Raw genomic sequence first — 25328 nt, forward strand, 5'->3', positions numbered from 1 at the left:
CCAAACCCTCCTTTTCCTATCTGTCGGATAATGCGGTAGCGTCCACATATTGTTTTTCCCAATATTGAAGTCATCGTCTGTTCAAGAATTTGTCACTGTATTGGAACCATCCTAAATGTTCAAATTGAAGCCAAATGCAGTTCACACGCATTGGGATGGTTCCACTGTATATAGCTTATTCTGTCAGTAGACTCAAGCCCTATCTATCAGGCTGCAAGTGGGAGGATGAGAACCGTGCCAAGCACTCCTTGTGGTTGACTTTTTATTCATATGTCTATATAATGCGAGCCGATCTCAAAAAGCTGATGCTTGAAAGGAGATTGATATAAGACTAAATACTCAACTTAGGCAATCCAAAACTCAAAACTCATCATCACCAAATCCATGCCAGACAGTCATTAGAGCTACGCAATACATCCTCATTTAAATGCACAATAGCTTAACTGCAATTTGAAGGTGCTTATTACATTCTTTAAAGTTATGTAGCCTTTTAATTACGGACGATCAGCCACTGCGGTAAACTAAGCCATGATTATGATTCTTTCAAACCAGAAAAACTCTCTCAAAGGAGCTTTATTTCAATGTCTCATACCGTAAAAATCTACGATACCTGCATCGGCTGTACACAATGCGTTCGTGCTTGCCCGACTGACGTACTAGAGATGGTTCCCTGGGATGGCTGCAAAGCTGCTCAAGTCGCTTCTTCTCCCCGCACAGAAGATTGTGTGGGCTGTAAGCGCTGTGAAACGGCTTGTCCTACTGACTTTTTAAGCATCCGCGTTTATTTAGGAGCTGAAACGACTCGCAGTATGGGTCTGGCTTACTAAATTTTCCCTTTGGAACGCAATTCATTATCTCGATAGCAAGCACTTATTAGTAGTGAAGGCTGGGCATTACGTACCATTTACAACAATGGTGAGTCATGTCCAGCCTGCAATTTTCAGTTATCAGTTATCAGTTACCAGTTACCAGTGATCAATTGTTCACTGGTAACTGGTAACTGTTCACTGTTCCCTGTATACAACAAAGTCATTTTTTTGCCAAAATGCTACCTTTGTGCTATTGACTATACTGTGTGTATTACTCCTATACAAGAGTGGTGTGATCAAATGTGCGGAATCGTTGGGTATATTGGCACTCAAGCAGCAACAGAAATTTTGCTATCTGGGCTGGAAAAACTAGAGTATCGGGGATACGATTCTGCGGGAATCGCCACGATATGGGAAGGTGAGGTGAATTGTGTGCGGGCAAAGGGTAAACTTTATAATCTGCGTTCTAAGCTAGAACAAGTAGAAACACCCTCTCAAATTGGTATTGGTCACACTCGCTGGGCAACTCATGGTAAGCCAGAAGTGTATAATGCCCATCCCCATATGGATGGGGCTATGCGAATCGCGGTGGTGGTGAATGGGATTATTGAAAATTACAGTGAGTTGCGCGAGGAACTGAAACACAAAGGATACCAGTTTCTCTCAGAGACTGATGTTGAGGTTATCCCACACCTGATTGCTGAGTTTTTCAAACATCCCCCTTCTGTTTCTCCCTTCTGTCCTTCTCTCTTGCTTGAGGCTGTTCGGGATACTGTTCATAAACTTAGGGGGGCGTTTGCGATCGCACTCATCAGTGCTGACTACCCCGACGAACTCATTGTCGTCCGACAACAAGCACCTATGGTGATTGGTTTTGGGCAAGGGGAATTCTTCTGTGCTTCCGACACACCAGCCATTATTTCTCATACCCGTGCGGTTTTACCTCTAGACAATGGGGAATTGGCACGTCTGACACCTCTGGGTGTTGAGGTTTACAACTTTGCAGGTGAAAGGGTGAAAAAACAGCCTCGCCTGCTTAACTTGAATCCCACGATGGTGGAAAAGCAGGGATTCAAGCACTTCATGCTCAAGGAAATTTATGAGCAACCAGGGGTTGTACGGGCTTGTTTGGATGCTTACTTCAGTGCTGATTGGAATGTTGGTGATTCAACCAGTTCTCCAGTTAAGCTTGGTTTACCAGAAGAGATTTACGCTAACTTAGAACAAATTCAAATTGTTGCTTGCGGTACGAGTTGGCACGCAGCATTGGTAGGTAAATATTTAATAGAACAACTAGCGGGAATTCCTACGCAAGTGCATTATGCTTCCGAATATCGTTATGCACCTTCACCCCTGACACCAAATACTCTGACGATTGGTGTTACACAGTCTGGTGAAACTGCTGATACGTTAGCAGCTTTGGCGATGGAAAAAGAACGTCGTCAGGATAAAGAACCAAAATATCAAGCACGATTATTAGGAATTACGAATCGCCCAGAAAGTACTCTGGGTCATATGGTATCTCAAATTATTAATACTCTGGCGGGAATTGAAATTGGAGTCGCGGCAACGAAAACTTTTATTGCTCAGTTGATGGCATTTTATGCATTAGCATTAGATTTGGCATATCTTCGCAACAGCATTTCTATAACGAAATTGCAAGAGATTATTGACGGGTTGCGGCAAATCCCAGGTGAAATTGAAGCAACTTTGGAAAAACAAGAGGATTCTATTGGACAATTAGCTCATGAGTTTGCAGAAACTCAAGATTTTATCTTTTTGGGAAGAGGAATTAACTTCCCAATTGCTTTAGAAGGAGCTTTGAAATTAAAGGAAATTAGTTATATTCATGCAGAGGGATATCCGGCTGGAGAAATGAAGCATGGACCGATTGCTTTGTTGGATGCGAAAGTGCCGGTTGTGGCGATCGCCATGCCCGGAAGTGTTTACGAAAAAGTCATTTCTAACGCCCAAGAAGCCAAAGCGCGTGATTCTCGCCTAATTGGTGTCACTCCTTTAAGTCAGGGAGAAGCAGCGGAAATCTTTAACGACTTTATCCCAGTTTCCAAAGTTGATGAATTGCTTTCTCCAATTCTTACAGTTATTCCCCTGCAATTGTTGGCTTATCACATTGCAGCACTTCGCGGTTTGGATGTTGATCAGCCTAGGAATTTAGCGAAGTCTGTGACGGTTGAATAATATTATTTCAGCTAAAAAAATTATTGTGGAGGAATAATTCGGTTAAACAATAGACCTCTTGCAAAAGTCCAAAAGTTGGGGATGTCATTCTGAACGAAACGTAGTGCAGTGTTCGCCTTGGCGTGGCGAAGCCTCAGAATCTCGCGAGATGTTTCGCTCCGCTCAACATGACATTTTAAGTATTTATGCAAGAGGTCTAATAAATAATTCGATTCAACAATATATAAAGCGGTTGAACAATAACCTCTGAACTCGACTTTATCCATTTAGGCAGCATAGCCCAAGGTATCGGTTAAACGTTCCTACAAAGCACGAGGGATTTTTACCATATCGGTATCGGGGTGCGACATTGAAAAAGTACAATCATGTCACTCAAAAAGTGTCGCGCCTGCATCATACCTAAATTGCCTATTTTGTAAAGTTGTATTACAAAATTCCTTCAAAACTGTATAAGTTAGTTTTGCTTGCACCTATATAAATTATTGGCTGTATTTTTTTAAAATTTTTCTTCTATCTAAAGATTGATTTTTACTATATTTACTCTCTTTAAGTAGATTTTCGGAACCAATTATGTAAAAATGACTTACGTTACTACCTAAAAAACCTACACCTAAAAATAATTAACGGTGTTATTAGAACACCTGTTCAGTAACACAACAGAAGGTTATGGATTTTTTTGAGTAAATCTGCAAAATGAGAACTTATGCATCTGACTGCATATCAATAAAGAAAATACACTTATTACTATAAGTAGAGCAACCAAACAGAAATCATCAATGAGGAGTGTAGGCGAATGGCTAAAGAACTGATGAAGGATATAGTAGTGCTGGTACCTGGAATTACGGGCAGCGTGCTGCAAAAAGATGGTAAAGATATCTGGAATCCACCATATCAAGTATTGTTGAGCGCTATTGGTGAGACACTTAGGGTACATTCGGGGTTAAAAGATTTGACTCTACAAGAAGATGACATTGAAAGAGATTATTTAGACGATGGTATTAAAGCAACAGGTTTAGTTCAGCGTGCAAGTTTGGTTCCTGGATTTTTTAAACTTATTGACGGTTACTCCTATATTCGCGATCAACTAACCGAAAACTTTGCTGTCACTCCTGGCAAGGTAGACGAGGATAAACCCGCGAACTATTTCGAGTTTGCTTATGACTGGCGACGGGATAATCGGGTAGCAGCTAGGTTATTAAAGAAGCTGATTGACAAAAAATTACGTATATGGCGAGAAAGGATGAATCCTCACGCAAAAGTAATTCTCATTGCTCATAGTATGGGAGGGTTAGTTTCCCGTTATTATGTGGAACATGAAGGAGGTTGTAAAGATTGCAAGCTTTTGGTGACTTTAGGCACTCCGTATCGTGGTTCTGTAAAAATACTGGATTATCTGGCAAATGGCTACCTAAAAAATAGCTGGCTAATAGATCGACTAGCTGCTTTGACGCATTGGAGGGAAGTCTTGCGATCCTTTACCTCAGTGTATCAATTGCTGCCAACGTATCCAGTAGTGAACATTGATGGCAATTGGCAACGGATAGCGGAAATTGATGGTATACCTGGTGTGGTAAAAGAGCGAGCAATAGAGGGGCGAAAGTTTCTGAAATGTATTGAGTTACCCAAGAATGCAGGTGCCTATACCTTTACGCCAATAATCGGTATAGGGCAAAAAGACACATTCCAATCTGCAACCTTCTCCAATGGCCTTTTAAAAGCCAGCAATAAACTACCAAATCAAGAAAATGAAGAATCCCTTCTTCATCCTAGTTACGCAACTGGTGATGACACCGTACCGCTATTATCTGCAATACCAAAGGAACTTTCTCAGACATCACAGGTATCTTTTATTGAGCTTCATGGTTCGTTGCAAAGTAGTGATCACTTGTGGGAGAATTCGCTGAAGCCTTGCTTAATCGCATCGCAAAATCCTCTACATCTAGAAGAATACTTTAACAATCCTCAAACCATTGAGTCTGCGCCACAAAAGTCCGGTATTAGTCTCAGTGTTGATGACTTGTACCTCCGTGATGAAGAAGTCACATTGGGTGCGGAAATTATTAATGTTAAGTCTGATATTTTGGAAGAAACTGGAAACTTTGGTGGGTTACGCGCAATTATTACACCAGTAAACGTAAACGGAGAACAAAAAACCGTAGTAGAATATTTTGACCAAAAACACGATACTCAATATAAGAAGATTCTAGAACCTAATAAACTACTGCCTGGATTGTACCGTTTGGAAGTGGATGCAAAAGATGTACACGAGTCTGCACCAAATGCTTTACATAGTTTATTTCAAGTGATGGAATAAGGCAAATTGCACTTTTATAGTATCCGTTCAATAAATCGGGACGGACTACCAGATCGGGAACGATTTTACGCTATCTGAGGCTTGTCACTGAGCGATTTACCCCAGATTATTGAGCGCTTACCTTTTATAGTAGTTGGAGAATGTAATGGGACAATTGTTGTGGAAGAAAAGTAAAGAGGAAGAACGTATAGATTTAGCTAAGTACGTCATTTTTTATAAATACTCAAAAGCGGTTAAGGAGTTTATTAACAAAGCTAATGCATCTAACCATGTACTTGCTAATAGTAATGATTATCAAACTATTGAAAAACGCCCCAAGTTAGTAGAAAACATTTATAACGCTTTATGTGACAGCAAGTTGAGCTATAACTTACATAAAGGTTCTTTATTATCTAATAACGACGAACAAGAAATCAGAACACCAGAAGAAATTCTTCATGGAAAGGAAGGAACTTGCCTGGATTTGGCAATTCTGTTTTGTGCCATTTGTTGGAAGTATGATTTATTACCAATTTTAATTTTACTGGATGGTCATGCTTTAGCAGCCGTATCTCTCACTCATCGACTACGTGATTGGAAAAAGAGCGATCGCAGAAGGAAAAATGATTTTTGGAAGAACTCTGGAAAACTGCCAGATCCTGTTTCAGATTTAGATGCCGCTCGAAATTTTTGGGGCACAATGAATCCATACTACTTAGCTGTTGAATGTACAGGGTTTGCCTTTAGTACAACTCTTAAAGACAGTAATTTTACCAGAAAAAATGGTTTTTTGTCATTTGATCACGCGATTGAATATGGTAGTAATCAACTAGAAGATAAGCAGGAGAATAAAAAGTTTATATGTGCTCTTGATATTCCGATAGCTTACTACTTTTGGCGGTTTAAATTATGCCGTGAGCGGTTAGAACCTGCTAACCTTAAAACTTTAACAAATAATAGCAAAAACCTGCTTAAGGATATTTACGTTTCTTTAGGGTTGGTAGAACGTAAATCTGATGCAAAACGCCGGGCTAATCAAGATTTAGTCAATCCCGAAAAGTCGAATTTCAATCAACCTGATAAAGAAGAAATCGTAAAAAAGTTTGTTAATGATGAATTTTTTACCCAAGTTTTGCAGCAAAAAAACAGTAGCAAAAGTAAAGGAAAGCGACTAGTAATTGTTGGCGATCCAGGAGGTGGAAAAACTACTTTTTTACAAAAGATTGCTGATTGGGTTATAGAACAGGAGGAAGGCTTACCGATTTGGATTTCTCTGGCAGATGTTAAAAATAATTCAGTGGAAGAACAAGGTTTCAATGATCCAGGTTGGCTGTATCGGTATTTATCACAAAAATGGCTGACAGATGCATTTCAGGCTCCACAAAAAACGTCTGAAACATTGCAGGATCTTTTTTATGAAGAAGTTATTGAAAGTGGTCAGTTATGGTTAATGTTAGATGGGGCTGACGAAATGGCAGTCAGTTATTCCTTGAAAAAAATCGGAGAACAGCTAGATAAAACATGGACTGATAAAATAACAGTAGTGCTGAGTTGTCGTTTAAATCTGTGGGAATTACAAAAAGACTTTCTCATTAAAGAAAATAAAAAGGATGGTAAAAATTTTGATGTTTACCGCACTCTAGATTTTCATTACCCTGAACAAGTACATCAATTTATTAAAAATTGGTTTGGGGAAGACAATCCAGACGGAAAGAAGTTACAAGATAAATTAAAAGAAGATAGTCGGGAACGTTTGCGAGACTTGGTCACAAATCCTTTACGGTTAACACTATTGTGTCATATTTGGAGTGAAAATTCACAGAGATTGCCCAATACAAAGGCTGATTTCTATCAATTCCTTGTAGACAATTACAATCAACTGAAAAAGGACGTTTATTCAAAATTTCAGATTCCAGAAGGAATAAGAAAGGAACTGAATCCGAAGTTGGGAGAACTGGCAAGACACGCTATTGATGATGTGAATTGTCGATTTCGACTGAGAGAAAGTTTTATTAAAAAATATCTCCACCATGATCCAAATGACGAAAAATCCTCCTTATTCTTGTGGGCGTTAAAGTTAGGATGGCTGTTGGATATAGGCTATCCTACAGAAGGAGAAAACAATTCATACGAAAAAGTATACGCATTTTTCCATCCGTCGTTTCAGGAATATTTCGCGGCGACAGTAGATAAGACTTACGACTTTTTTCTACCCAGTGAACACAAAAATAGACCTGTAAAAGATGAGAGCTATCGAATTTTTGAACCGCAGTGGAGAGAGGTGATTTTGCTGTGGTTGGGGCGCATTGATGTAGATAATAAGCAAAAGGAAGATTTTATTCAAAGATTAGTAAACTTTGAAGACGGGTGCGGGAAATTTTATCAGTATCGAGCTTATTTTCTTGCTGCGGCTGGAATTGCAGAGATTATACAATGTGATGAGCAGCTAGTGGATAAGATTGTAAACCAGATTGTAACGTGGGAATTTGGTGATTTCGATTCTAAAAAAAGAGATTGGGTCAAATTTCCTAATGACTTTGCAAATGAAGCTAGTAGAACACTGCAACAAACTCAGAGAACCAAAGCAATTGATGCCTTAGTGCAACTGCTGTCCAAGAATGATCTCTATGACTCCACCCGTAGGCAAGCGGCAGAAAGCTTGGGGAAAATTGACCCAGGCAATCAAAAAGCAATTGATGCCTTAGTGCAACTGCTGTCCAAGAATGATCTCCATGACTTCACCCGTTGGCAAGCGGCAGAAAGCTTGGAGAAAATTAACCCAGGCAATCAAAAAGCAATTGATACCTTAGTGCAACTGCTGTCCAAGAATGATCTCCATGACTCCACCCTTCGGCAAGCGGCAGAAAGCTTGGGGAAAATTGGCACTGACAATCAAAAAGCAATTGATGCCTTAGTGCAACTGCTGTCCAAGAATGATCTCGATTACTACATCCGTTGGCAAGCGGCAGAAAGCTTGGAGAAAATTGACCCAGGCAATCAAAAAGCAATTGATGCCTTAGTGCAACTGCTGTACAACAATCATTTCCATTACTCCGCCCTTCAGCAAGCGGCAAAAAGCTTGGAGAAAATTGACCCAGGCAATCAAAAAACAATCGATGCCTTAGTGCAACTGCTGTCCAACAATGATCTCGATGACTCCACCCGTAGGCAAGCGGTAGAAAGCTTGGGGAAAATTGGCACTGGCAATCAAAAAGCAATTGATGCCTTAGTGCAACTGCTGTCCAAGAATGATCTCAATTACTACGCCCGTTGGCGAGCGGCAGAAAGCTTGGGGAAAATTGACCCAGGCAATCAAAAAGCAATCGATGCCTTAGTGCAACTGCTGTCCAACAATGATCTCAATTACTACGCCCGTTGGCAAGCGGCACAAAGCTTGGAGAAAATTGACCCAGGCAATAAATCTGCGCTAGACGTGGTTGCAGCTTCAAAAGGCTACTTCAATAACTCTCAGGAATTTAGTAATGAGTATTTCTTTGATGTAATTTGGCACTGTTCTGAAAAGATACTCTACCCTGAATTCTACCAAGCTTGGCATAGAGACTCCCGTACTAACCCCATAACACAAATCCTTAAATCTTTGAAAAGAGGATTGACAAAATTACGGATGTATGTTGCAAAGTCAATCTGATTTGCATTGATGGCAGCAAATTCATTGCTTCTTTTTTAGAACAGGAGTGAGATGTTCTCCGTACCCTATCAGCCGGATAGCGCTACACCCAAATTGATAAGCAAACTCAATTGATTCCCCAGCCCCCAAAGCACTGTAAAAGCCTACAGCAAATTCAATACTAGCTTTGTCCCCAATCGCCCTATTCATACCAATAACATAGGGAATATGTTTGACAATTGCCAAAGCTTGAATTTCCGAATAACAAGCATTGAGCAACACGCACTCAACATGATCCGCAAATAACTTAAATAGTTCAGCCAGTGCTTCCCCTTCTACGAGTTGCACATTTCCAGTTTGATCTTCCAACACCAAACCATCATCCCCTGAACCATGACCAGAAAAATGTACAATTCGCGGTTTAAAGTCTAATAAAGCTTGGGAAACATCGCGAATGCGTACAGCCCAGCGTTGCTTCAAATCAAATTGTTCCCGTTTTTTCGCTCGTTGCAATCCTGCATCAATTTCTCTTACCTCTTCATCCAATCTCAAAGAAGAAGTCGTTTTGGGATTAGCTGCTAAAATCAAAATAGTTTTGACAATATAATAATTAGAACTTTGTAATGCCGTTTGTACCATATTTTCTAAATTGACAATTCTGCTATCCTGTTCTGCTAGCAGTAATTTCATTTCTTGTGGTGGTAAGCTTTTTAACTGATTGTAAGTCTCAAAATACTTTGCGCTGAGTTCGGACTTATCAGTATTTGGTGCAGTTTTGGCTCGTAGTAAAAAGTTATTTTCACCTTTAACTTCCATCCCCACAATTCGCAGTCCTGCTTGCGGATTATCCTCCGCTAACTGCTTAAGAGAAATCGCAATAGCGCGGGGATCAACACCGTGATTGTGATAAAGATCAAGGGTGTCGAAAATTGGTTTGATAAAGTCGCCAAACTCTCCATCCGCAAACACTTCCTGCCTATTATCCGGTTTACGCACGGGATCGGGGTTGTCTTTTGTAGGCAGTCTCATGTACACATACTCACATTTAACACCAGTAAATTTAGTTTTATTAGTAATACCCCAATCTTCAATATATGCCCCAGTAAGAGTAGAGCCAGTCAAATCGGTTCCGTCTAACTGTGTTTTTACCAGCTTTGCTCTCGATAAATCAGCATCCTGCAAATTGGCTTCGCCCAGATCAGCACTTATAAAACTGGCGTCTGCTAAATTTGCCCCCTTGAGGTTCACCTCTCGTAAATCAAAATTGTTAAATTTCTTTTCTTGTCCCTGTCCTGTAATTAAGACTTGCTGTAGTTTAGCGTTTTTTAAATACGTTGTTCCAGCGCGAACGCGGTCAAGCATTTTGACTTTTTGGAAGCAAGTACGGGTGAGTTTGGCTTTGCAGAAGTTTGTACTTTTAAGAGTGGCTTGGCTGAAGTTGGCATCTGTTAAATCAGCATTGTGAAAGCTTGTACCTTTAAAAGCTGCGATGGCGATCGCAAAGTTGCGTATCGAAGCATATTTTTCTTCTCCCTGTTGCGATCGCCAAGCAATGTAAGTACCAACTAAGAAAAAGACAACAGCAAAGACAACAGCAAAGGCGACAACATACCATCCTGTGGGAAAAGCGACAGTAGACGCACCAACAATAGGGAAAGCAATGGCAAAGACAAAGACTCCAGCGACAGCGAAGCCTCTTGCAATGGCAAAAGCAACAGCGACAGCGACAGCAAACCCTGCTGCGATTGTAAACGTTCCGGCAATGGCAAATACTCCTGCGAAAGCAATGGCATATTTTGCAGCCACAACAACAGCAACAGCGATCGCTACAGTTCCAGCAACAGCAATAGCAAACGCTCCGGCAATAGTTCCTATATTTGCTTCTATTCCAAAACGAATAATAACTCTAACAAATACAATCAGTACAATTAAGCTTGTCCACCCAACGACTTGGTTTCCTAAGGTGGAACTGTCGAGTATCAACGACACTAGAGTACCAGCACTAGCTGAGAAAAATCCTACTACTCCCCCCAATAACCACGAAACAACTACAAGTAAAATAGCCCAACGTCTTTGCAGCCCCGCTTGTGCGTGACAAAAGTTTGTCCCTGTGAGGATTGCATCTGTAAAATCTGTACTGCGAATATCTGCGTAGCTAAAGTCAGCACCTGTAAGGTCTAGATTTTTAAAAGAGGGTCCTCTGAGATTTTGACCGGAAAAGTTCTGCTGCATAACTGCGTTAGTAGGGAGCTTACACTGTTATTTTCTACCGCTTTTGGCATTTCTTACGCATATTGGGCACCCTAAACTCTCACAGAGCTTCGCAACAGTACTTATTCGGGCGGCGTCCAATACGGTTCGCAATAAGCTTCTCTCTCCCTGCCTGCCCTGCTTGCCTGGCTCAGATAACTTTCCTTAACCGAACCGTATTGAGCGGCGATCGCTCAACTAATTCACCTGATTTGTTAGCAATCAGTCAAAACCCTTGTGGATTAATGGCTTTTCGCAAATTGTCAAACTTTTTTATTGCTTTTTGAAATCACAATCCTAAAAACTTCTCACTTATTGTCTATAGCGGTTCGCAGTTTCGTCCAATACACACCTAACCCCCAACCCCTTCCCTACCAAGGAAGGGGAGTAAGACTCAAAGCCTCTCTCCTTGCAGGAGAGAGGTTTGGAGAGAGGTCAAAAATGTACTGCACCCAACCGAGAACCGCTATAACTTTATTTTTACAGCAATTGCTAAACTTCTACGATATATATATAGTTTCAGAGTCTGAAATTGTCCAACTTTTTTATTTGTCTACATTTGAAAAGTGAGGGTTTAAGTCCCCTGAAAAAATCACCAGGGAACGCATTCCTCCCAACTGAATTTTGTGTTCTGTGTTCTTGTCTTCACTCTGGAGTTTCCAAAGTTTTATTAATCTCGTTTAGTAAGTTCTCCATTGATATAGAGCGAGGTAAGATTTGGGAGGCAAGAGTATTTATTAAAGTTTCTATTGACTCCAATTGGGGAATGTGAGTTTGCTCATCTTCAACCTGATCAGAATTTAACCGCTGATCAAGGAGCAAAACTGGTGGTAAGTCGAAAGGCAACTGTTGCAACGCTTTGAGGGCTGAGTGCACCTCTTTGTTGATGCTAGACTCTCCCAGGCAAATGAGCAGTAGATCAACACTTTGATGGCGAATTTGCTGTAGCAGTTCTGCCCAAGATCGACTCATGGAGGCTTTGAAGCCACCTGTTTGCAGGTACTGAACCAAAGCTTGAAACCACTCAGAACCACGAGAGATAATCCAAGGACACGGAGTATTTTCCCCAGCGATCGGGCTATTCAATGAGAAGTTTTTTGGTGTACGACAACCCTTAATCTGCTTGTGAGTTGTATCTGGTAAATCTGGCAGTATCCCTAAATCCACCACTAAGATGTTGGGTGGGCAGTAGCATGTATCAGATGCAATTTGCAGAGCTGATAATAAAGCATCTGTTTTGCTGCCGTTATGATTTTTGTCTGTGTCCAATGGCGTTAAGCAAGGAAACACAGAAAGCCCAGGTATCACAGAAGCAGCCTGCGTGGTTGACGCATTACAGGTGACAAGCGGTAGATTCGCTAAACGGGGGTGTGATGAGAGTTGTTGCAACAAAGCTTCGGCTGCTGGCATTTCTGTATCCAGCAAAATTACATCAAACTGCCAAACCCGAGTTAGCAATTCTGCCTGATCCAAATCATCTACTTCTATAACCCGATGCTGTTCAAGTAACGATTGCGAAGTCGAAGATTCACTATCAGGATGAACCAACTTCAAAATTTTTAATGGTGTTTTGTTAGCGAAGATTTCTTCATCATCTGATTTTTGCTGCTTTTGTTCTGGTGGAGTACATAAACTTTCTATCAGCGGTGTTAAGACTTGATGCTGTACTGGCAAACTCAAAAAACCATCTGCTTGGTTGGCAAATGCTTGGTCTTTTTCAGCTCCTGTTGCTGTCACAATGGTAGGAATATGAGATGTTGCGACATCGGACTTGAGTAAAGTCAGTACATCCCAACCTGACAGCAAGGGGAGCAACGGATTGAGGAAGATAGCTTTGGGTTGTAAGCGTCGAGCTTTTTCTACAGCCTCACATCCTGATCGGGCAATCACAACTCGATAACCCAAACCTGTCAGTTGTTCGGTCAAATCCTCAATATAGCGAGCAACTGCTTCCACAACTAAGACGAGGGATTTAGAAGAAGTCAACTGATGGGTTGTAGACGCCTGAACGGCGGCTTCCCGTAAAGCCCAAGCTGACTTTCCGTAGACGCCCGTGGAGTGGTTAGACAAATCGAATGACGGCTTTGCTTGTGTAGGCGACTGCGTTTGCGATAAGCCCGCTTGCTGACGCTTTGCGTATCGCGTTGACGTACCTTGTCTGTTGGAGTTACCCGGAACCTGCCCTGGCGCAAAAGCCGTGCCTTTGGCATAAGTCATACCCGTTTGCGCGATTCGTGCAGCAGGTATAAGGCTTGTCGTCGAGTGGGGTTGGGTTGGGTTAATGGGTTGTAGACGTCCTCCAGGGGTTTTCCCATAAGATCCAAGGTGGTTTGCCGTAGACGCCCTTACAGCATCTTCTTCGCTTAATCGGGCAGATTGATGATGCGGCGCAAAAGAAATTGTTCCCATCTCCTCATCTGCCAATCTCCCCGACTCTTTGGGAGGACTGGGTGGAAGAAGTAGTGTAAACTGGCTACCTTTACCCTCACGCGACAAGAAGCTAACATCACCACCGTGAAGACGAGCTAATGCTCTAGTTAAGACAAGCCCCAAACCTGTTCCTTCATGCTGACGGATGAGAGGATTTTCGAGTTGTTGGAATTTTTGAAAGATTAAATGCTGCTGATGTTCTGGAATACCAATACCTGTATCCCAGACTGTAAAGGCAATCCAACCTTCCCAACGGCTAACCCCAAGTCCAATTTCACCAGCTGTTTCAGTAAACTTAAAGGCATTGGAAAGCAGGTGCACCAGCATCTGGCGCAAGCGCAACTCATCCGCCACAATTTGCTCTAAGCCTGGTTCCATTGAGAGAGTGAATTGGTGTTCTTGTGGAGGCGTACTTTGAGCGAGTGAGTTTGAGGAAGCTTTGTTAGTTTGGCTATGAATAGCTTTTGCCTCAGATACAGCACGCTCACAGATTTTTTGAATATTGGCGTTGGTGAGCGTAAGCTCCATTTGTCCCGTTTCCATACGGGTTAAATCCAAAATATCATTAACCACACTCATCAGGTGGCGTCCACTTTGGTGAATCAGTCCTGCATAACGGGCTTGACGCTCGTTTAATTCTCCCAACTGCTGATCCACTAGCAACCGCGATAATCCTAAAACGGCAGTCAGAGGAGTTTTGAGTTCATGACTAATACAAGCTAAAAACTCATCTTTTAACCGGTTGAGTTGAATTAAATCGGCATTTTTCGCCGCCAGTTCTTTGGAAAGCTGCTGCTGCTCTGTGACGTCAGTGGCTAGCATCAGCCACAACTCATTATTGAGTGCTGAGTTTTTGGTAGCCAAAGGTGTTTTTGAATCCGTACTCAGGACTTTCAATTCAGGACTATCTAGAGGGATTTTGGCAAACTGCCAAACCCGCTCTTGACCATTTTGCACTTGTACTATGCAGGTACAAGTCCCTTGTTGGCTATCTAGAAAGCAGCGATTTGGTGCCGGATTTTCAACTATTGGCTGCTGTTGAAGGTTATGAGTATGAGTGTCAGGAGCCGCCCCCAGTGTTGAGCGAGGTAACACATCTTTTTCTGGGATGACTTCGCTTAATCGCGACGAAGAATTTTCTTGACAAAAATGCTGATTATTGCTCAAAAAAGAAGAAATTTTGGCTGCTGTTTGAGTCGCGTACTGTAATTTCTTGGAGGAGACTTTTGCCAAAATCGTTTCTACTTGTCGTCTGACTCCTTCTGGATCTTTTAATGCTCCCAATTGCTGCCACCAAGCTGGATTTTGCGTCACGACTTCGCCGTTGCTTGTTTGTAGCGCTAAAGGCCAAGGCAGGCGTTCTAATAACTGTACAAGTGGCTTACATTCTCGTTTTTGCTCGCCTGTATGAGTTTTCTCAGTGGTTGCCCTAACTCCAGTATCCACAGATGACTTTTGAGGTGCTTTCTTTGAATTTGTCCGCTTAGTCCCCTTATGAGTATCAATTTGGAGTTTTTGTGTTGTCAACAGTTTCAACAAGCGTAAGCTATCCACAAGCCCCAAAAAATTGCCATTTGAGTCAACCAGTGCCCAATCTAAATTCGTGTTTTCTTGAATCTGCTGGGAACCAAGAAACGAACTCAATTGCTCTATACGCAAAGATGCTGGTATTGTTTGTATAGGTTTAATTAACCCTTGACCGAGTGTGGAAAGGGGTTGCTGTAAATCTAAATAGTTAGAATCACCTTTGCCTTGACCTGCTGTCAACAATTGTGGTAGCAAACGGGCAGAGTAAACCAAGCCTAACAAGCATTTTTGCTTATCTAAAACTGCTAGGCGATGGCACTGCTGTTGTTGAAAAATTTCCAGCACAGTTGCCAGAGTAGCTGTTTCTACGCAGCTAGGCACGGTTGCTATAAAGTCAGAAAGCGGGTATCGTAGCATTGACATATGGCAATGAGGTCGCTCTTGTTAGGGGTTGGGCTTCCGGCACCACCAGCTAATTGCCAAAGAAGCTTTGGGTGTTTAAGTTTCAAGCTATATCTTCTAAGAAAACTGAGTAAAGCAATAGTGAGCAAAAATTGAACGGCTTAGAGATGAGCTACTTTGAAGTGACAATTTTTTGCCAGCAAGAGTGCTCAACACAGTGATGGCATTTTTATTTGCCGCTTGACAGTTTGGAGGTGAGTTTACCCTGCACTCAACAGCCAATTTTTGGAAAAAGCTCTCCTAATAAATGGGGAAGTCGTATGCGTTGGCCAGAGCAAGGCTTTGGCAATTGCTCCTGTAGTAAGTGCGATCCTGCGGAAGGGAGCCGCGCTGCGATACGCGTAACGTCAAGCAAGGGGGCTGATCGCACCTCTTGGGGGACACGTAGCGTGTTTTAAGGAGACTACTCAGGAGCCAGCGTTAACAACGAGTGCAAATTTTAGTCGATCAGCGGCTCTCCTCCTGTAGCACCGCACTTCTTTTGAAAGGTAAATTCTCATCCGAACTGCTTGCTGTCTTGTTGCCCTAGGGTATTGTAGGCGTCCACACTGGTATCTTCAAGCGTGTTGAAACTCATCATCGATAGCTACAGCTACACTAATTATCACCCCAAAAATTCGCTATTGAACCTTTAGGAATTATAATGATTTGGAATGCGACAATCGTTTATCTTTGTTTAAGTATCTTATTAATGAGCAAAGTCAATAAATCTATAATTAGGTAGATATCAATAGTGCATAAATACTACACATAAACAACACGGGAGCGTGGCACCCCCAAAATTAAGACCGGGGTAAAGACGTAGTGAGGGTAGTAGATATGCACATCCTCATTTGACTCAGCGCTTCCTGTACCATGTGCCAAGTTCTATAACTTAGTAGTAGCAACTAACCGTTCATGAGCAAGCACGTGACTTAACACAGTCAGTCCTTTTCGTCAACTGGCAGATTTGCTTTGTACCTTGATATTTACTAAGAAAGTATTTTATTCGGTTATGAGCTAAAGGAGTTTTGAAGTGTAAAAGTTAGAATGACGATTTTCACGCTTGAGCGTGGCTTCACTTTAATAAGAAGCTTCAAAGTTTTTAACAATAGAATCAGTAACTATGATTGATCAACACAAATGTTATTTTCATAATGATTTTCCAGGTAGATATCAAACCATTTTGGAGGACTCAAGTTGATTCAACTAATGAACAACGGTTTTTTGGGCGGATCAGCGACATCACTAATGTGATTTTTACCCAACTTTTTTAATTTTTTGTGAGAGCTACCACGCAAAGGAACGTTCAGTATATACTCAAATTGCTGCCCACAAATATAAATAAAAGATTAAGCTTTAATTGTTCCGATGCTGTTAAATGACACAAGAAGTGAATTCCACCAGTTTTTTAACCAATGACGAGAGCCGAAGAGCAGGTATTATTGCAAGAACTCAAATCAGACTACCGCCATATCCTTATAAATTACTTTACCACTACAGACAAAACACTGAAACACTACATTGATAAATTTATAAATGCAGTCTTTTATGCTAATATTCCTGTGCCTCAAGTCATAGAAATTCATATGGAACTGATTGACGAATTTTCAAAACAGCTAAAATTAGAAGGAAGGAGTGATGAAGCATTACTTGATTACCGTATAACATTGATTGATATACTGGCTCATTTGTGTGAACTATACCGTTGTTCAATTTCTCAATAGCATAACTTAATCAAAGGTTCAACAGTTTTTCTTGGTAGAAATCGCTCCTTTAAATTCCATCACAATTAATAAAAGGATATTGTGGTTTTATCTGTACTTCTAGCCTGTACCTAATATGAATCAACCACGAAGAACCTATGTTCTCAAGCTTTATGTGGCAGGGAATACTGCGAACTCAGTACGGGCATTAAATACACTCAAAAATATTTTGGAACAAGAGTTTCAAGGTGTTTATGCTTTAAAAGTTATTGATGTGCTGAAAAGCCCGCAGCTGGCGGAAGAAGATAAAATATTAGCCACGCCAACATTATCCAAGATTTTGCCTCCACCAGTTCGGAGAATTATTGGAGACCTTTCAGACAGAGAAAGAGTGTTGATTGGATTAGATTTACTTTATGAAGAATTGAGCGAGGACGAGCAAGAACCGTTGGAATAGTAAGTTCTACTACAAAAATAATCAGCAATAGTTACTAATCATTAATATAAAAACTGGGTTTCCTTCCTATTTGTAAACGTCAACATGAGTCATAAAGAAAATTTAGAGCAAACCAAAACACCGACACGAGGTGTAGAAAAAATCCGGACAATGATAGAGGGCTTTGACGATATTAGTCATGGTGGCTTACCTGTAGGAAGAACGACTTTAGTTAGCGGAACCTCTGGAACTGGCAAAACTTTATTTTCTCTGCAATTTCTTTATAACGGTATCACCTACTTTGATGAATCAGGAGTCTTTGTTACATTTGAAGAATCTCCTGGTGATATTATTAAAAATGCTGGTATTTTTGGTTGGGACTTGCAACATCATATCAATGAAGGAAAATTATTTATACTGGATGCTTCTCCAGATCCTGAGGGACAAGATGTTGTTGGCAATTTCGATCTTTCTGCGCTGATTGAGCGCTTACAATACGCGATTCGTAAGTATAGAGCGAAACGCGTTTCTATTGACTCAATTACAGCAGTTTTTCAGCAATATGAAGCTGTAGGAGTTGTGCGGCGAGAAATATTTCGTCTCGTTGCTCGTCTGAAACAATTAAGTGTAACTACAATTATAACCACAGAACGCATAGATGAATACGGGCCTGTTGCCTGTTTTGGCGTAGAAGAATTTGTTTCCGATAATGTGGCGATTGTACGTAATGTTTTAGAAGGAGAACGTCGCCGTCGCACAATGGAAATACTAAAACTGCGTGGTACAACACACATGAAGGGTGAATATCCTTTTACAATTACCAATGCAGGAATTAATATTTTCCCATTGGGAGCTATGCGCTTAACTCAACGGTCTTCAAACGTCAGAGTATCCTCTGGTGTTAAAGCCTTAGACCAAATGTGTGGCGGTGGTTTCTTTAGGGATTCGATTATTTTAGCAACAGGAGCAACGGGTACTGGAAAAACTCTTTTGGTGAGCAAGTTTCTGCAAAATGGCTGTGTTCACAGTGAACGGGTGATATTATTTGCCTATGAAGAATCACGCGCACAACTGTCTCGCAATGCTTACTCATGGGGAATAGATTTTGAGGAATTAGAACGTCAAGGTTTGTTAAAAATAATTTGTACGTATCCGGAATCAACCGGTTTAGAAGACCACATGCAAATTATTAAATCAGAAATTGCTGAATTTAAACCTTCTCGTATTGCCATTGACTCTCTTTCTGCACTAGCACGAGGGGTAAGTAATAATGCGTTCCGGCAATTTGTGATTGGTGTGACGGGTTATGCCAAGCAAGAAGAAATTACAGGCTTTTTTACCAACACAACCGAGCAATTTATGGGTTCGCACTCTATTACAGACTCTCATATTTCTACGATTACAGACACAATTTTGATGTTACAGTATGTGGAAATTCGGGGAGAAATGGCGCGGGCAATCAATGTCTTTAAAATGCGTGGTTCGTGGCATGACAAGGGTATTCGCGAGTACAATATTACGGCTGACGGTCCGGAAATTAAAAATTCGTTCCGCAACTATGAACGAATTGTCAGCGGTGCTCCTACGCGCGTTACTATCGATGAGAAGGCGGAACTGTCTCGCATTGTCAAAGGATTTCAAGACACACAGAGTTCCGATCCCTAAACTTGGCATCGTGATATATTCTGTGGCGACAAAACAGTTTCAGCCGCTTAATTTTCGTGTGAGGGGATGCGGTGAACAAACAGCAAATTTTTAGTAGTTTCTTACCTGGTGTAACAGCAGCAGTATTAGCGACTCAGTCTGCTTGGGCTAATCCTGTACCAGCCCGGGGAGTGAAAGTTATGACTTCTTCGGATGGCTTGACTTCTACTTTCGAGAGAACTCCAACTGCTCTCGATATTAAAAAGGCGCAACTGCCTCATACTGCTAGTAGCAGTTTTCTAGCCGCAGCAGTACCAACTGTTGATGTTATGGGAGGTGGTTTAATATCTTCTATAACTCGTAGCGGTGTCGAGGTAATATTGACAGGAAAAACTGGTGTACCAGTAGCAAAGGTAGCACATAAGCTTCAAAGTATGCTTATGAGTTTTAAATCTACCCCAAATCAAAGCCAGTTGATAAATAAAATTCCTCAGTCTGGGACAAGCATACAAAAACAAAACAACGACAAAATTGTTGCCGAGGAATCAAAAAATACATTTTCTGCTTATAACGAGATCTCAACACTTACTTCCACTGTCGAACAAAAAACGCCTTCTTCGGGGCCAGTCCCTACAGAAAAGAAAAGTTCTGCTCAGTTACCAAACAAGTCACAAACCCCAGTTCGTGGGACAGTAGAAGTCGCAAAGCTGTTGGAGCAGATGAACTCATGCCCACAACAAGCCAGCAATGGTAAAAGTCAGGTCGGTCGTTCTGCTTCCGTGCTTCTAAAATCGTCTACCTGCTCCCAACAAAATACCAAAAAAAATCTGGTAGCTCAGGCAAGTTCTTCTAAGTCACAACGAACAACTCCTGGGCGAATAACTCAGGCGGGTTCCTCCAGGCGATCGCAAACCACTCCTGCGCAAACAACTCCTGCGCAAACCACTCCTGCGCAAACAACTCCTGCGCCAGCAGATTCGGTCCAGCTCCTTAATAATCTCAAAGCCAACCCGAATCCTTTACAGTTTCCTACAAAATCAGAAGAAGTTAGGATTCAGGGAACTCAACCAATTACTTTGACACAGGCTCTGGAGATAGCACGGCAAAACAATCAAGATCTACAGATATCGTTACTAACTGTAGAGCGCAATCGAGCTAGCGTAAGGCAGGCGCAAGCCGCGTTGTTGCCTACTGCCGGTCTGACTGCAGGTCTGAGTCGTACTGGACCTGCTTTCTTGAATCAACAACAAGCTAATTCCACAGGCACAGCACTCGAAAATGTACCCTCTACTACAAATTTCCAAGGCAGTGCTTCTGTACAGTACGATCTCTACACCTCTGGACAAACAACAGCCCGCATTCGACAAGCTGAGGAACAGCTACGTTTTTATGAATTGGATGTTGAGCGTCAATCTGAGGAAATCCGCCTGAATGTCACTTCTCAATACTACGATCTGCAGGCAGCAGATGAACAGGTGCGCATTGCCCAGTCTGCCGTGAGAAATGGTCAGGCTAGTTTGCGAGATGCACAAGCTTTGGAAGCCGCTGGTGTGAGTACTCGATTCGATGTTCTACGTGCTCAGGTCAATTTAGCAAATTTTCAACAACAGCTGACAACTGGTATCTCACAGCAGCAAATTGCTCGCCGTAAATTAGCCCAAACATTAAGTTTGCCGCAGTCAGTTGATATTAGTTCGGCTGAGCGAGTCAAAATAGCCGGTTTGTGGAATCGTCCGCTGGCTGAAACTCTTGTCTTAGCTTTTAAAAACCGTCCAGAACTGCAACAGTATTTGGCGCAACGGAACATTAACGAACAACAGCGACGCCTAGCGCTCGGTCAGTTAGGTCCTCAAGTGAGCTTGGTCGGTAGGTACAATCTGGGAGATACGTTTGACGATCAAAGAAACGGTACCGATAATTATTCCCTAGGAGTTAACGCTACTTTGACTTTGTACGATGGTGGAGCAGCAAAAGCAACCGCATCTCAATACAAGACCGGCATTCGGATTGCTGAAAATCAATTTGCCCTCCAGCGTAACCAAATTCGCTATGACGTAGAAAGTTATTTTTCTCAACTGCAATCTAACTTGCAGAATGTTCAAACGGCTAATACTGCTCTTGAACAAGCTAGAGAGTCTCTACGTCTAGCACGTTTGCGATTCCAAGCAGGTGTCGGCACTCAAACTGAAGTTATTGACTCAGAAAATGCCTTGACACAAGCTGAAGGTCAACGAGTCACAGCAATTTTGAATTACAATCGTGCTCTAGCTGGTTTACAACGAGCAGTCACCTCTAGAGCAGCACGCTAGGTTACTCAATAGTCATTAGGAGCCAGTGAGCCTTTGGAAGGTAAAGGGGAAAGGTTAAAGAGAAAAACTTTTCCCCTTTTCTCTGCCCTTTTACATTTTTTGGTGAATTGTTGATTTGAGCGATCAAAATTGTCATATCCTAGCATAAAGGAAAACTTCAAACACTGAAAACACAATCTGATGACGAAAGTTACGGCAAAAGAAATTGCACTGTTTCGCTCTCAAGTTGCAGATGACTTTATCGCTATGGAAGCACTGGATATTATAGAAGAATGTGATGGAGATTTGGAAGATGCTGCTATAACTTTAGCGATTCGAGCCGGACAACAACCAGAAATAGCAAATTCAGAATGGTTAGATGCTTTAGCTCGAAAATGGCGTGCCGTTATTTGTCAAGAAGAATTTCGGGATGATTTGGTTAACGGCTCAGTTAAAGGGATGATGGAACATCTCAAAACAATGCCGACGTTTCCTAAGATGTTAGCAACGCCTGTTTTAATATATGTATTGAAGAAAAGTGTAAACAATTTTTGCGAGCCTCTTGACTTAGTACAGTAATATTTTCATCCTTATTAGACTTGAGTTTTAACATCAATGAATTATCTTATTGCCGTTTTAGCTGACCGCATCCAAGCAGAAGCTGCTTATCTGGCTTTAGAAAAAGAAGCGATAAAATCTACAATTTTGGGTAAAGGTTATAAAACTGCTGATGAATTTGGCTTGATTGACCCCAACGAGCAAGCAAAGAAGCAAACTCAGTTCATGGCTATTTGGCTAGTACCGTTTGGATTTTTCGCAGGTATTACTTTTAGCCTCCTCACTGGCTTGGACACTTTTGCTTGGGCGGGTGAAATTGGCAATCACATTATTGGTGGACTGCTGGGCGCTGTTGCAGGTGCTATGGGTAGTGCGTTTGCTGGTGGTGGAGTTGGTTTATTGGTTGGAAGCAGTGACGCTTTACCTTACCGCAATCGCTTAAATGCTGGCAAATACTTGGTTGTCGTTCAAGGTTCTGAAATTCTTACCCGTCAAGCAACTCGTGTTTTACGTCAGTTTGAACCAGAAAATATTCAAGGTTACGCCGCACCCAGGGAATAGTAATCAGTGAACAGTAATCAGTTAACAGTGAACAGTAATCAGTTAACAGTGAACAGTGAAAACTGGTAACTGTAATTAATAACTGCTAAGTTGTAACTAGATAACTGATAACTGATAACTGATAACTGATAACTGTTTAAAATGTTGCCACGGGAAGAACTTTTAAAAGGTGTTGAAAATCGAGATAGTATAGCTCGTGTGATTGACCAGGCGGAACTTGCCATCAAAACTTGGGAAGTGGTTTTCACTGATTTTCTGTCTCCTCCAGAGTTAGCAGAAATTCAACAGGTATTTAGCCGTCGCGTGGAAGTGCAGTTGGTAGTTTGGGGTGGATATCCCCAAGCTGAACGCAAAAGAGTGGCGATCGCCCGTTCCGAAATCCCTTTGGATCAATCTCAAGTCGCACTCACCGCTTTAGACGTAGCTGGAAATTTCTTGTTTGATACCGCTACTCACCGCGACTTTTTGGGCGCAATGTTGGGAACTGGGATTGTCCGCGAAAAGACGGGGGACATTATTGTACTAGGCGAACGTGGCGCACAGGTAATTGTCGTACCGGAGTTAGCAGAGTTTTTGGAAATGAATCTCAAGCAGGTGCGATCGGTTCCCGTGAAAACTCAGCCTATAGATTTGAGTGAGTTGAAGGTGCGCGAACCAAAGAAAAAAGAACTAACTACTGTGGAAGCTTCTTTAAGGTTGGATGCGATCGCCTCTGCTGGTTTTGGAATGTCCCGTAGCAAAATGGTTGAGTTAATTGACAGCGGAGATGTTCGCGTCAACTGGAAGGAAATAACTCAAGCCAGTTCTCAACTAAAAACAGGCGATTTAATCGCCATTCGTAGTAAAGGACGTTTAGAAGTTGGGGAAATTGCTGTTACTAAAAAAGACCGCTACCGCGTACAGTTAACAAGATATATGTAGGCAGAGGCGCTATAGCGCCTCTACTGTTAAACAGTTTTTGCCTTAAACTGTTTTGCCAAAAGACTCAACAAAATTTTACGTGGAACAAGGCTGGATAATTTACTAATAAAGTGAGTACTAAAGCCACCAATAACAACAGTTGGATCTCCTCTTTCCAAAGCTTTCAAAGATTCGCGTACGACTTCTTGTGCAGTCGATATTTTATTTGTTCTAGCTGCAAGTGCAGGAGGAAACTTAGCTTTGGCCAAGAAGTCTGTCTCAACTGGTCCTGGGCAAGTCACTAATACACGGACACCGTAGTCACGATTTTCTGCCCAAAGTGCCTGACTAAAACTGACAATAAACGCTTTACTGCCAGCATAAACAGAAAGATAAGGCATTGGTTGAAACGCGGTCAGGGAAGATACATTAATAATGCTTCCAGAACGACGTTGCCGCATCTCTTGCAAGAATTTATGAGTTAAATCTACTAATGCCAAGATATTCAATTGTACAATCTTAACTTGTCGTTCTTCGTCCTTCTCGGCAAAGTCGCCATACTCAGCAAAACCAGCATTGTTGATTAACAAGTAAATCGTTAATCCCTTTGATTTTACAGCATCAAACACATCATTAGTAGCGCCTGTTTCTGTAAGATCTTTAACAACAATATCTACTTTAACTTTGTATTTTTCTTGCAGTTGTTTGGCTAGTTGGTTTAATTTTCCTTCCGAACGAGCAACTAAAACAAGATTTGTATTATATGCAGCTAATTCCTCAGCAAAGACTTTACCAATACCATCAGAGGCACCAGTAATTAAAGCAGTTGACATTCTCGGTACTATGAAAAGTTTTTAACTATTGTACAAATTGTAACAATTTTATTGATAGACCCTTTTTGATTTCAACTAACTTAAAATTAATAGATCAAGCTGTTTCATTTCATCTACGTTGGGGCATAGATGATTTTTTTCATAATTTGCTCTTGCATCTGGTGGCAAGGAAACCTCAGAATAATTCTCGAATGAACCCGTGGATAACAAGTCAACAGTCCTATTGTGTTCACGTTTCCAGTAGAATAAAAATTTATTTTATACACAAAAAGTGAACGAAATACAGAACTTGCCTGCGAGTTAGCAACTTTAGGAAATTAATATTGACCATTCTGCTAAATCTATGCTATCTTATGAAAGCTTCGGACGTATAGCTCAGTTGGTTAGAGCGCTACGTTGACATCGTAGAGGTCACTGGTTCGAATCCAGTTACGTCCATTAGATCTTGTACAGTGACTAATTATCTGTCATTGGTAACAGGTTAGCGTCATCGCAACTATTTAATTGTAGTCGAGACACATTGATGTCGTTGCAACATTGGAAACATTGCGCGAACAGGAACCTTGGTTATTTGAAGAGTCTGTCCGTGAAGAAAAAACGAAGCAGCTAATGTTATTACCTGTGCGCGAGCATGAACAGCTTTTAGAACTGGCAGAGTTTGACATACAGATGGCGCTAAAAGCACTTTGTTAAGGACAAACTGTGATTCCCTTTTGGAGCGATGCCTGCGGCGGGCTACGCTAACGCATTCACGAGCTTTTGCACCAAAACCTCAAACGCTTTTGTGAGTAAAACTTAAAGTGAATTCTTTGTGAGTGCCCAAGG

At 41.5% G+C, this 25328-nt stretch carries 15 protein-coding genes and 1 tRNA gene; 13 read left to right on the forward strand and 3 right to left on the reverse strand.

The window, feature by feature from the left end:
• Window positions 1-581 precede the first annotated feature (581 nt).
• From psaC to AC5590_RS26380, 4 genes are all read left to right on the forward strand, one after another.
• Window positions 582-827 (forward strand): photosystem I iron-sulfur center protein PsaC, encoded by a 246-nt coding sequence (gene psaC / locus AC5590_RS26365; protein ID WP_010997613.1) that lies wholly within the window; start codon window positions 582-584, stop codon window positions 825-827.
• Window positions 828-1109: 282 nt separating this feature from the next.
• The gene (glmS, locus tag AC5590_RS26370; protein ID WP_169266306.1) at window positions 1110-3008 is read left to right on the forward strand and encodes a glutamine--fructose-6-phosphate transaminase (isomerizing); all 1899 of its coding nucleotides are present in this window, start codon (window positions 1110-1112) and stop codon (window positions 3006-3008) included.
• Window positions 3009-3801: 793 nt separating this feature from the next.
• A complete protein-coding gene (locus tag AC5590_RS26375) occupies window positions 3802-5322 on the forward strand; it encodes an alpha/beta hydrolase (protein ID WP_169266307.1) in 1521 nt (506 codons plus the stop codon).
• Between the two features lie 145 nt (window positions 5323-5467).
• Window positions 5468-8950 (forward strand): NACHT domain-containing protein, encoded by a 3483-nt coding sequence (locus AC5590_RS26380; protein ID WP_169266308.1) that lies wholly within the window; start codon window positions 5468-5470, stop codon window positions 8948-8950.
• 21 nt (window positions 8951-8971) lie between these two features.
• Here the strand turns inward: AC5590_RS26380 and AC5590_RS26385 are convergent, their stop codons facing one another.
• Together AC5590_RS26385 and AC5590_RS26390 are read right to left on the reverse strand one after the other, a co-directional pair.
• Window positions 8972-11161 (reverse strand): pentapeptide repeat-containing protein, encoded by a 2190-nt coding sequence (locus AC5590_RS26385; protein WP_246162664.1) that lies wholly within the window; start codon window positions 11159-11161, stop codon window positions 8972-8974.
• 663 nt (window positions 11162-11824) lie between these two features.
• Window positions 11825-15553 carry an ATP-binding protein gene (locus AC5590_RS26390; RefSeq protein ID WP_169266309.1) on the reverse strand — a complete coding sequence of 1243 codons (3729 nt, stop codon included), beginning with the start codon at window positions 15551-15553 and terminating at the stop codon, window positions 11825-11827.
• 1442 nt (window positions 15554-16995) lie between these two features.
• On the opposite strand from AC5590_RS26390, the gene AC5590_RS26395 reads away from it, so the two are divergent.
• The 7 genes from AC5590_RS26395 (at window position 16996) to AC5590_RS26425 (ending at window position 23691) form a co-directional block, all read left to right on the forward strand.
• Window positions 16996-17304, forward strand: a complete 309-nt coding sequence (locus tag AC5590_RS26395) for a phosphatase RsbU N-terminal domain-containing protein (protein WP_169266310.1) — start codon at window positions 16996-16998, stop codon at window positions 17302-17304.
• Between the two features lie 115 nt (window positions 17305-17419).
• Window positions 17420-17740 carry a circadian clock protein KaiB gene (kaiB, locus tag AC5590_RS26400; RefSeq protein ID WP_169266311.1) on the forward strand — a complete coding sequence of 107 codons (321 nt, stop codon included), beginning with the start codon at window positions 17420-17422 and terminating at the stop codon, window positions 17738-17740.
• A gap of 84 nt (window positions 17741-17824) precedes the next feature.
• Complete coding sequence (gene kaiC, locus AC5590_RS26405) at window positions 17825-19384, forward strand: circadian clock protein KaiC (protein ID WP_169266312.1); 1560 nt, start codon at window positions 17825-17827, stop codon at window positions 19382-19384.
• Window positions 19385-19455: 71 nt separating this feature from the next.
• On the forward strand, window positions 19456-21672 hold the full coding sequence (locus AC5590_RS26410; RefSeq protein WP_169266313.1) for a TolC family protein: 2217 nt from the start codon (window positions 19456-19458) through the stop codon (window positions 21670-21672).
• Window positions 21673-21852: 180 nt separating this feature from the next.
• Complete coding sequence (locus AC5590_RS26415) at window positions 21853-22230, forward strand: hypothetical protein (protein WP_169266314.1); 378 nt, start codon at window positions 21853-21855, stop codon at window positions 22228-22230.
• 36 nt (window positions 22231-22266) lie between these two features.
• On the forward strand, window positions 22267-22770 hold the full coding sequence (locus AC5590_RS26420) for a hypothetical protein (protein ID WP_169266315.1): 504 nt from the start codon (window positions 22267-22269) through the stop codon (window positions 22768-22770).
• Between the two features lie 141 nt (window positions 22771-22911).
• On the forward strand, window positions 22912-23691 hold the full coding sequence (locus tag AC5590_RS26425; protein WP_169266316.1) for a photosystem II electron transport protein, Sll1252 family: 780 nt from the start codon (window positions 22912-22914) through the stop codon (window positions 23689-23691).
• Between the two features lie 26 nt (window positions 23692-23717).
• On the opposite strand, the gene AC5590_RS26430 is transcribed toward AC5590_RS26425, so the two are convergent.
• Window positions 23718-24503, reverse strand: a complete 786-nt coding sequence (locus AC5590_RS26430) for an SDR family NAD(P)-dependent oxidoreductase (RefSeq protein ID WP_169266317.1) — start codon at window positions 24501-24503, stop codon at window positions 23718-23720.
• Between the two features lie 364 nt (window positions 24504-24867).
• Here AC5590_RS26430 and AC5590_RS26435 point away from each other — a divergent pair.
• Window positions 24868-24941, forward strand: a tRNA-Val gene (locus AC5590_RS26435).
• A 99-nt stretch (window positions 24942-25040) separates the two neighbouring features.
• Entirely contained in the window at window positions 25041-25196 is a 156-nt protein-coding gene (locus tag AC5590_RS26440; protein ID WP_169266318.1) for a hypothetical protein, read from the forward strand.
• Window positions 25197-25328 lie beyond the last annotated feature (132 nt).

The organism is Brasilonema octagenarum UFV-OR1, assembly GCF_963888615.1.
Lineage (GTDB): Bacteria > Cyanobacteriota > Cyanobacteriia > Cyanobacteriales > Nostocaceae > Brasilonema > Brasilonema sennae.

What these genes read in the sequence shown, in the direction of transcription:
- AC5590_RS26430 (WP_169266317.1), bottom strand. Translation starts at nt 24,503, where the DNA reads ATGTCAACTGCTTTAATTACTGGTGCCTCTGATGGTATTGGTAAAGTC.
- glmS (WP_169266306.1), top strand. Translation starts at nt 1,110, where the DNA reads ATGTGCGGAATCGTTGGGTATATTGGCACTCAAGCAGCAACAGAAATT.
- AC5590_RS26425 (WP_169266316.1), top strand. Translation starts at nt 22,912, where the DNA reads ATGTTGCCACGGGAAGAACTTTTAAAAGGTGTTGAAAATCGAGATAGT.
- kaiC (WP_169266312.1), top strand. Translation starts at nt 17,825, where the DNA reads ATGAGTCATAAAGAAAATTTAGAGCAAACCAAAACACCGACACGAGGT.
- AC5590_RS26380 (WP_169266308.1), top strand. Translation starts at nt 5,468, where the DNA reads ATGGGACAATTGTTGTGGAAGAAAAGTAAAGAGGAAGAACGTATAGAT.
- AC5590_RS26415 (WP_169266314.1), top strand. Translation starts at nt 21,853, where the DNA reads ATGACGAAAGTTACGGCAAAAGAAATTGCACTGTTTCGCTCTCAAGTT.
- AC5590_RS26385 (WP_246162664.1), bottom strand. Translation starts at nt 11,161, where the DNA reads ATGCAGCAGAACTTTTCCGGTCAAAATCTCAGAGGACCCTCTTTTAAA.
- AC5590_RS26390 (WP_169266309.1), bottom strand. Translation starts at nt 15,553, where the DNA reads ATGCTACGATACCCGCTTTCTGACTTTATAGCAACCGTGCCTAGCTGC.
- AC5590_RS26395 (WP_169266310.1), top strand. Translation starts at nt 16,996, where the DNA reads ATGACGAGAGCCGAAGAGCAGGTATTATTGCAAGAACTCAAATCAGAC.
- AC5590_RS26375 (WP_169266307.1), top strand. Translation starts at nt 3,802, where the DNA reads ATGGCTAAAGAACTGATGAAGGATATAGTAGTGCTGGTACCTGGAATT.
- AC5590_RS26420 (WP_169266315.1), top strand. Translation starts at nt 22,267, where the DNA reads ATGAATTATCTTATTGCCGTTTTAGCTGACCGCATCCAAGCAGAAGCT.
- kaiB (WP_169266311.1), top strand. Translation starts at nt 17,420, where the DNA reads ATGAATCAACCACGAAGAACCTATGTTCTCAAGCTTTATGTGGCAGGG.
- psaC (WP_010997613.1), top strand. Translation starts at nt 582, where the DNA reads ATGTCTCATACCGTAAAAATCTACGATACCTGCATCGGCTGTACACAA.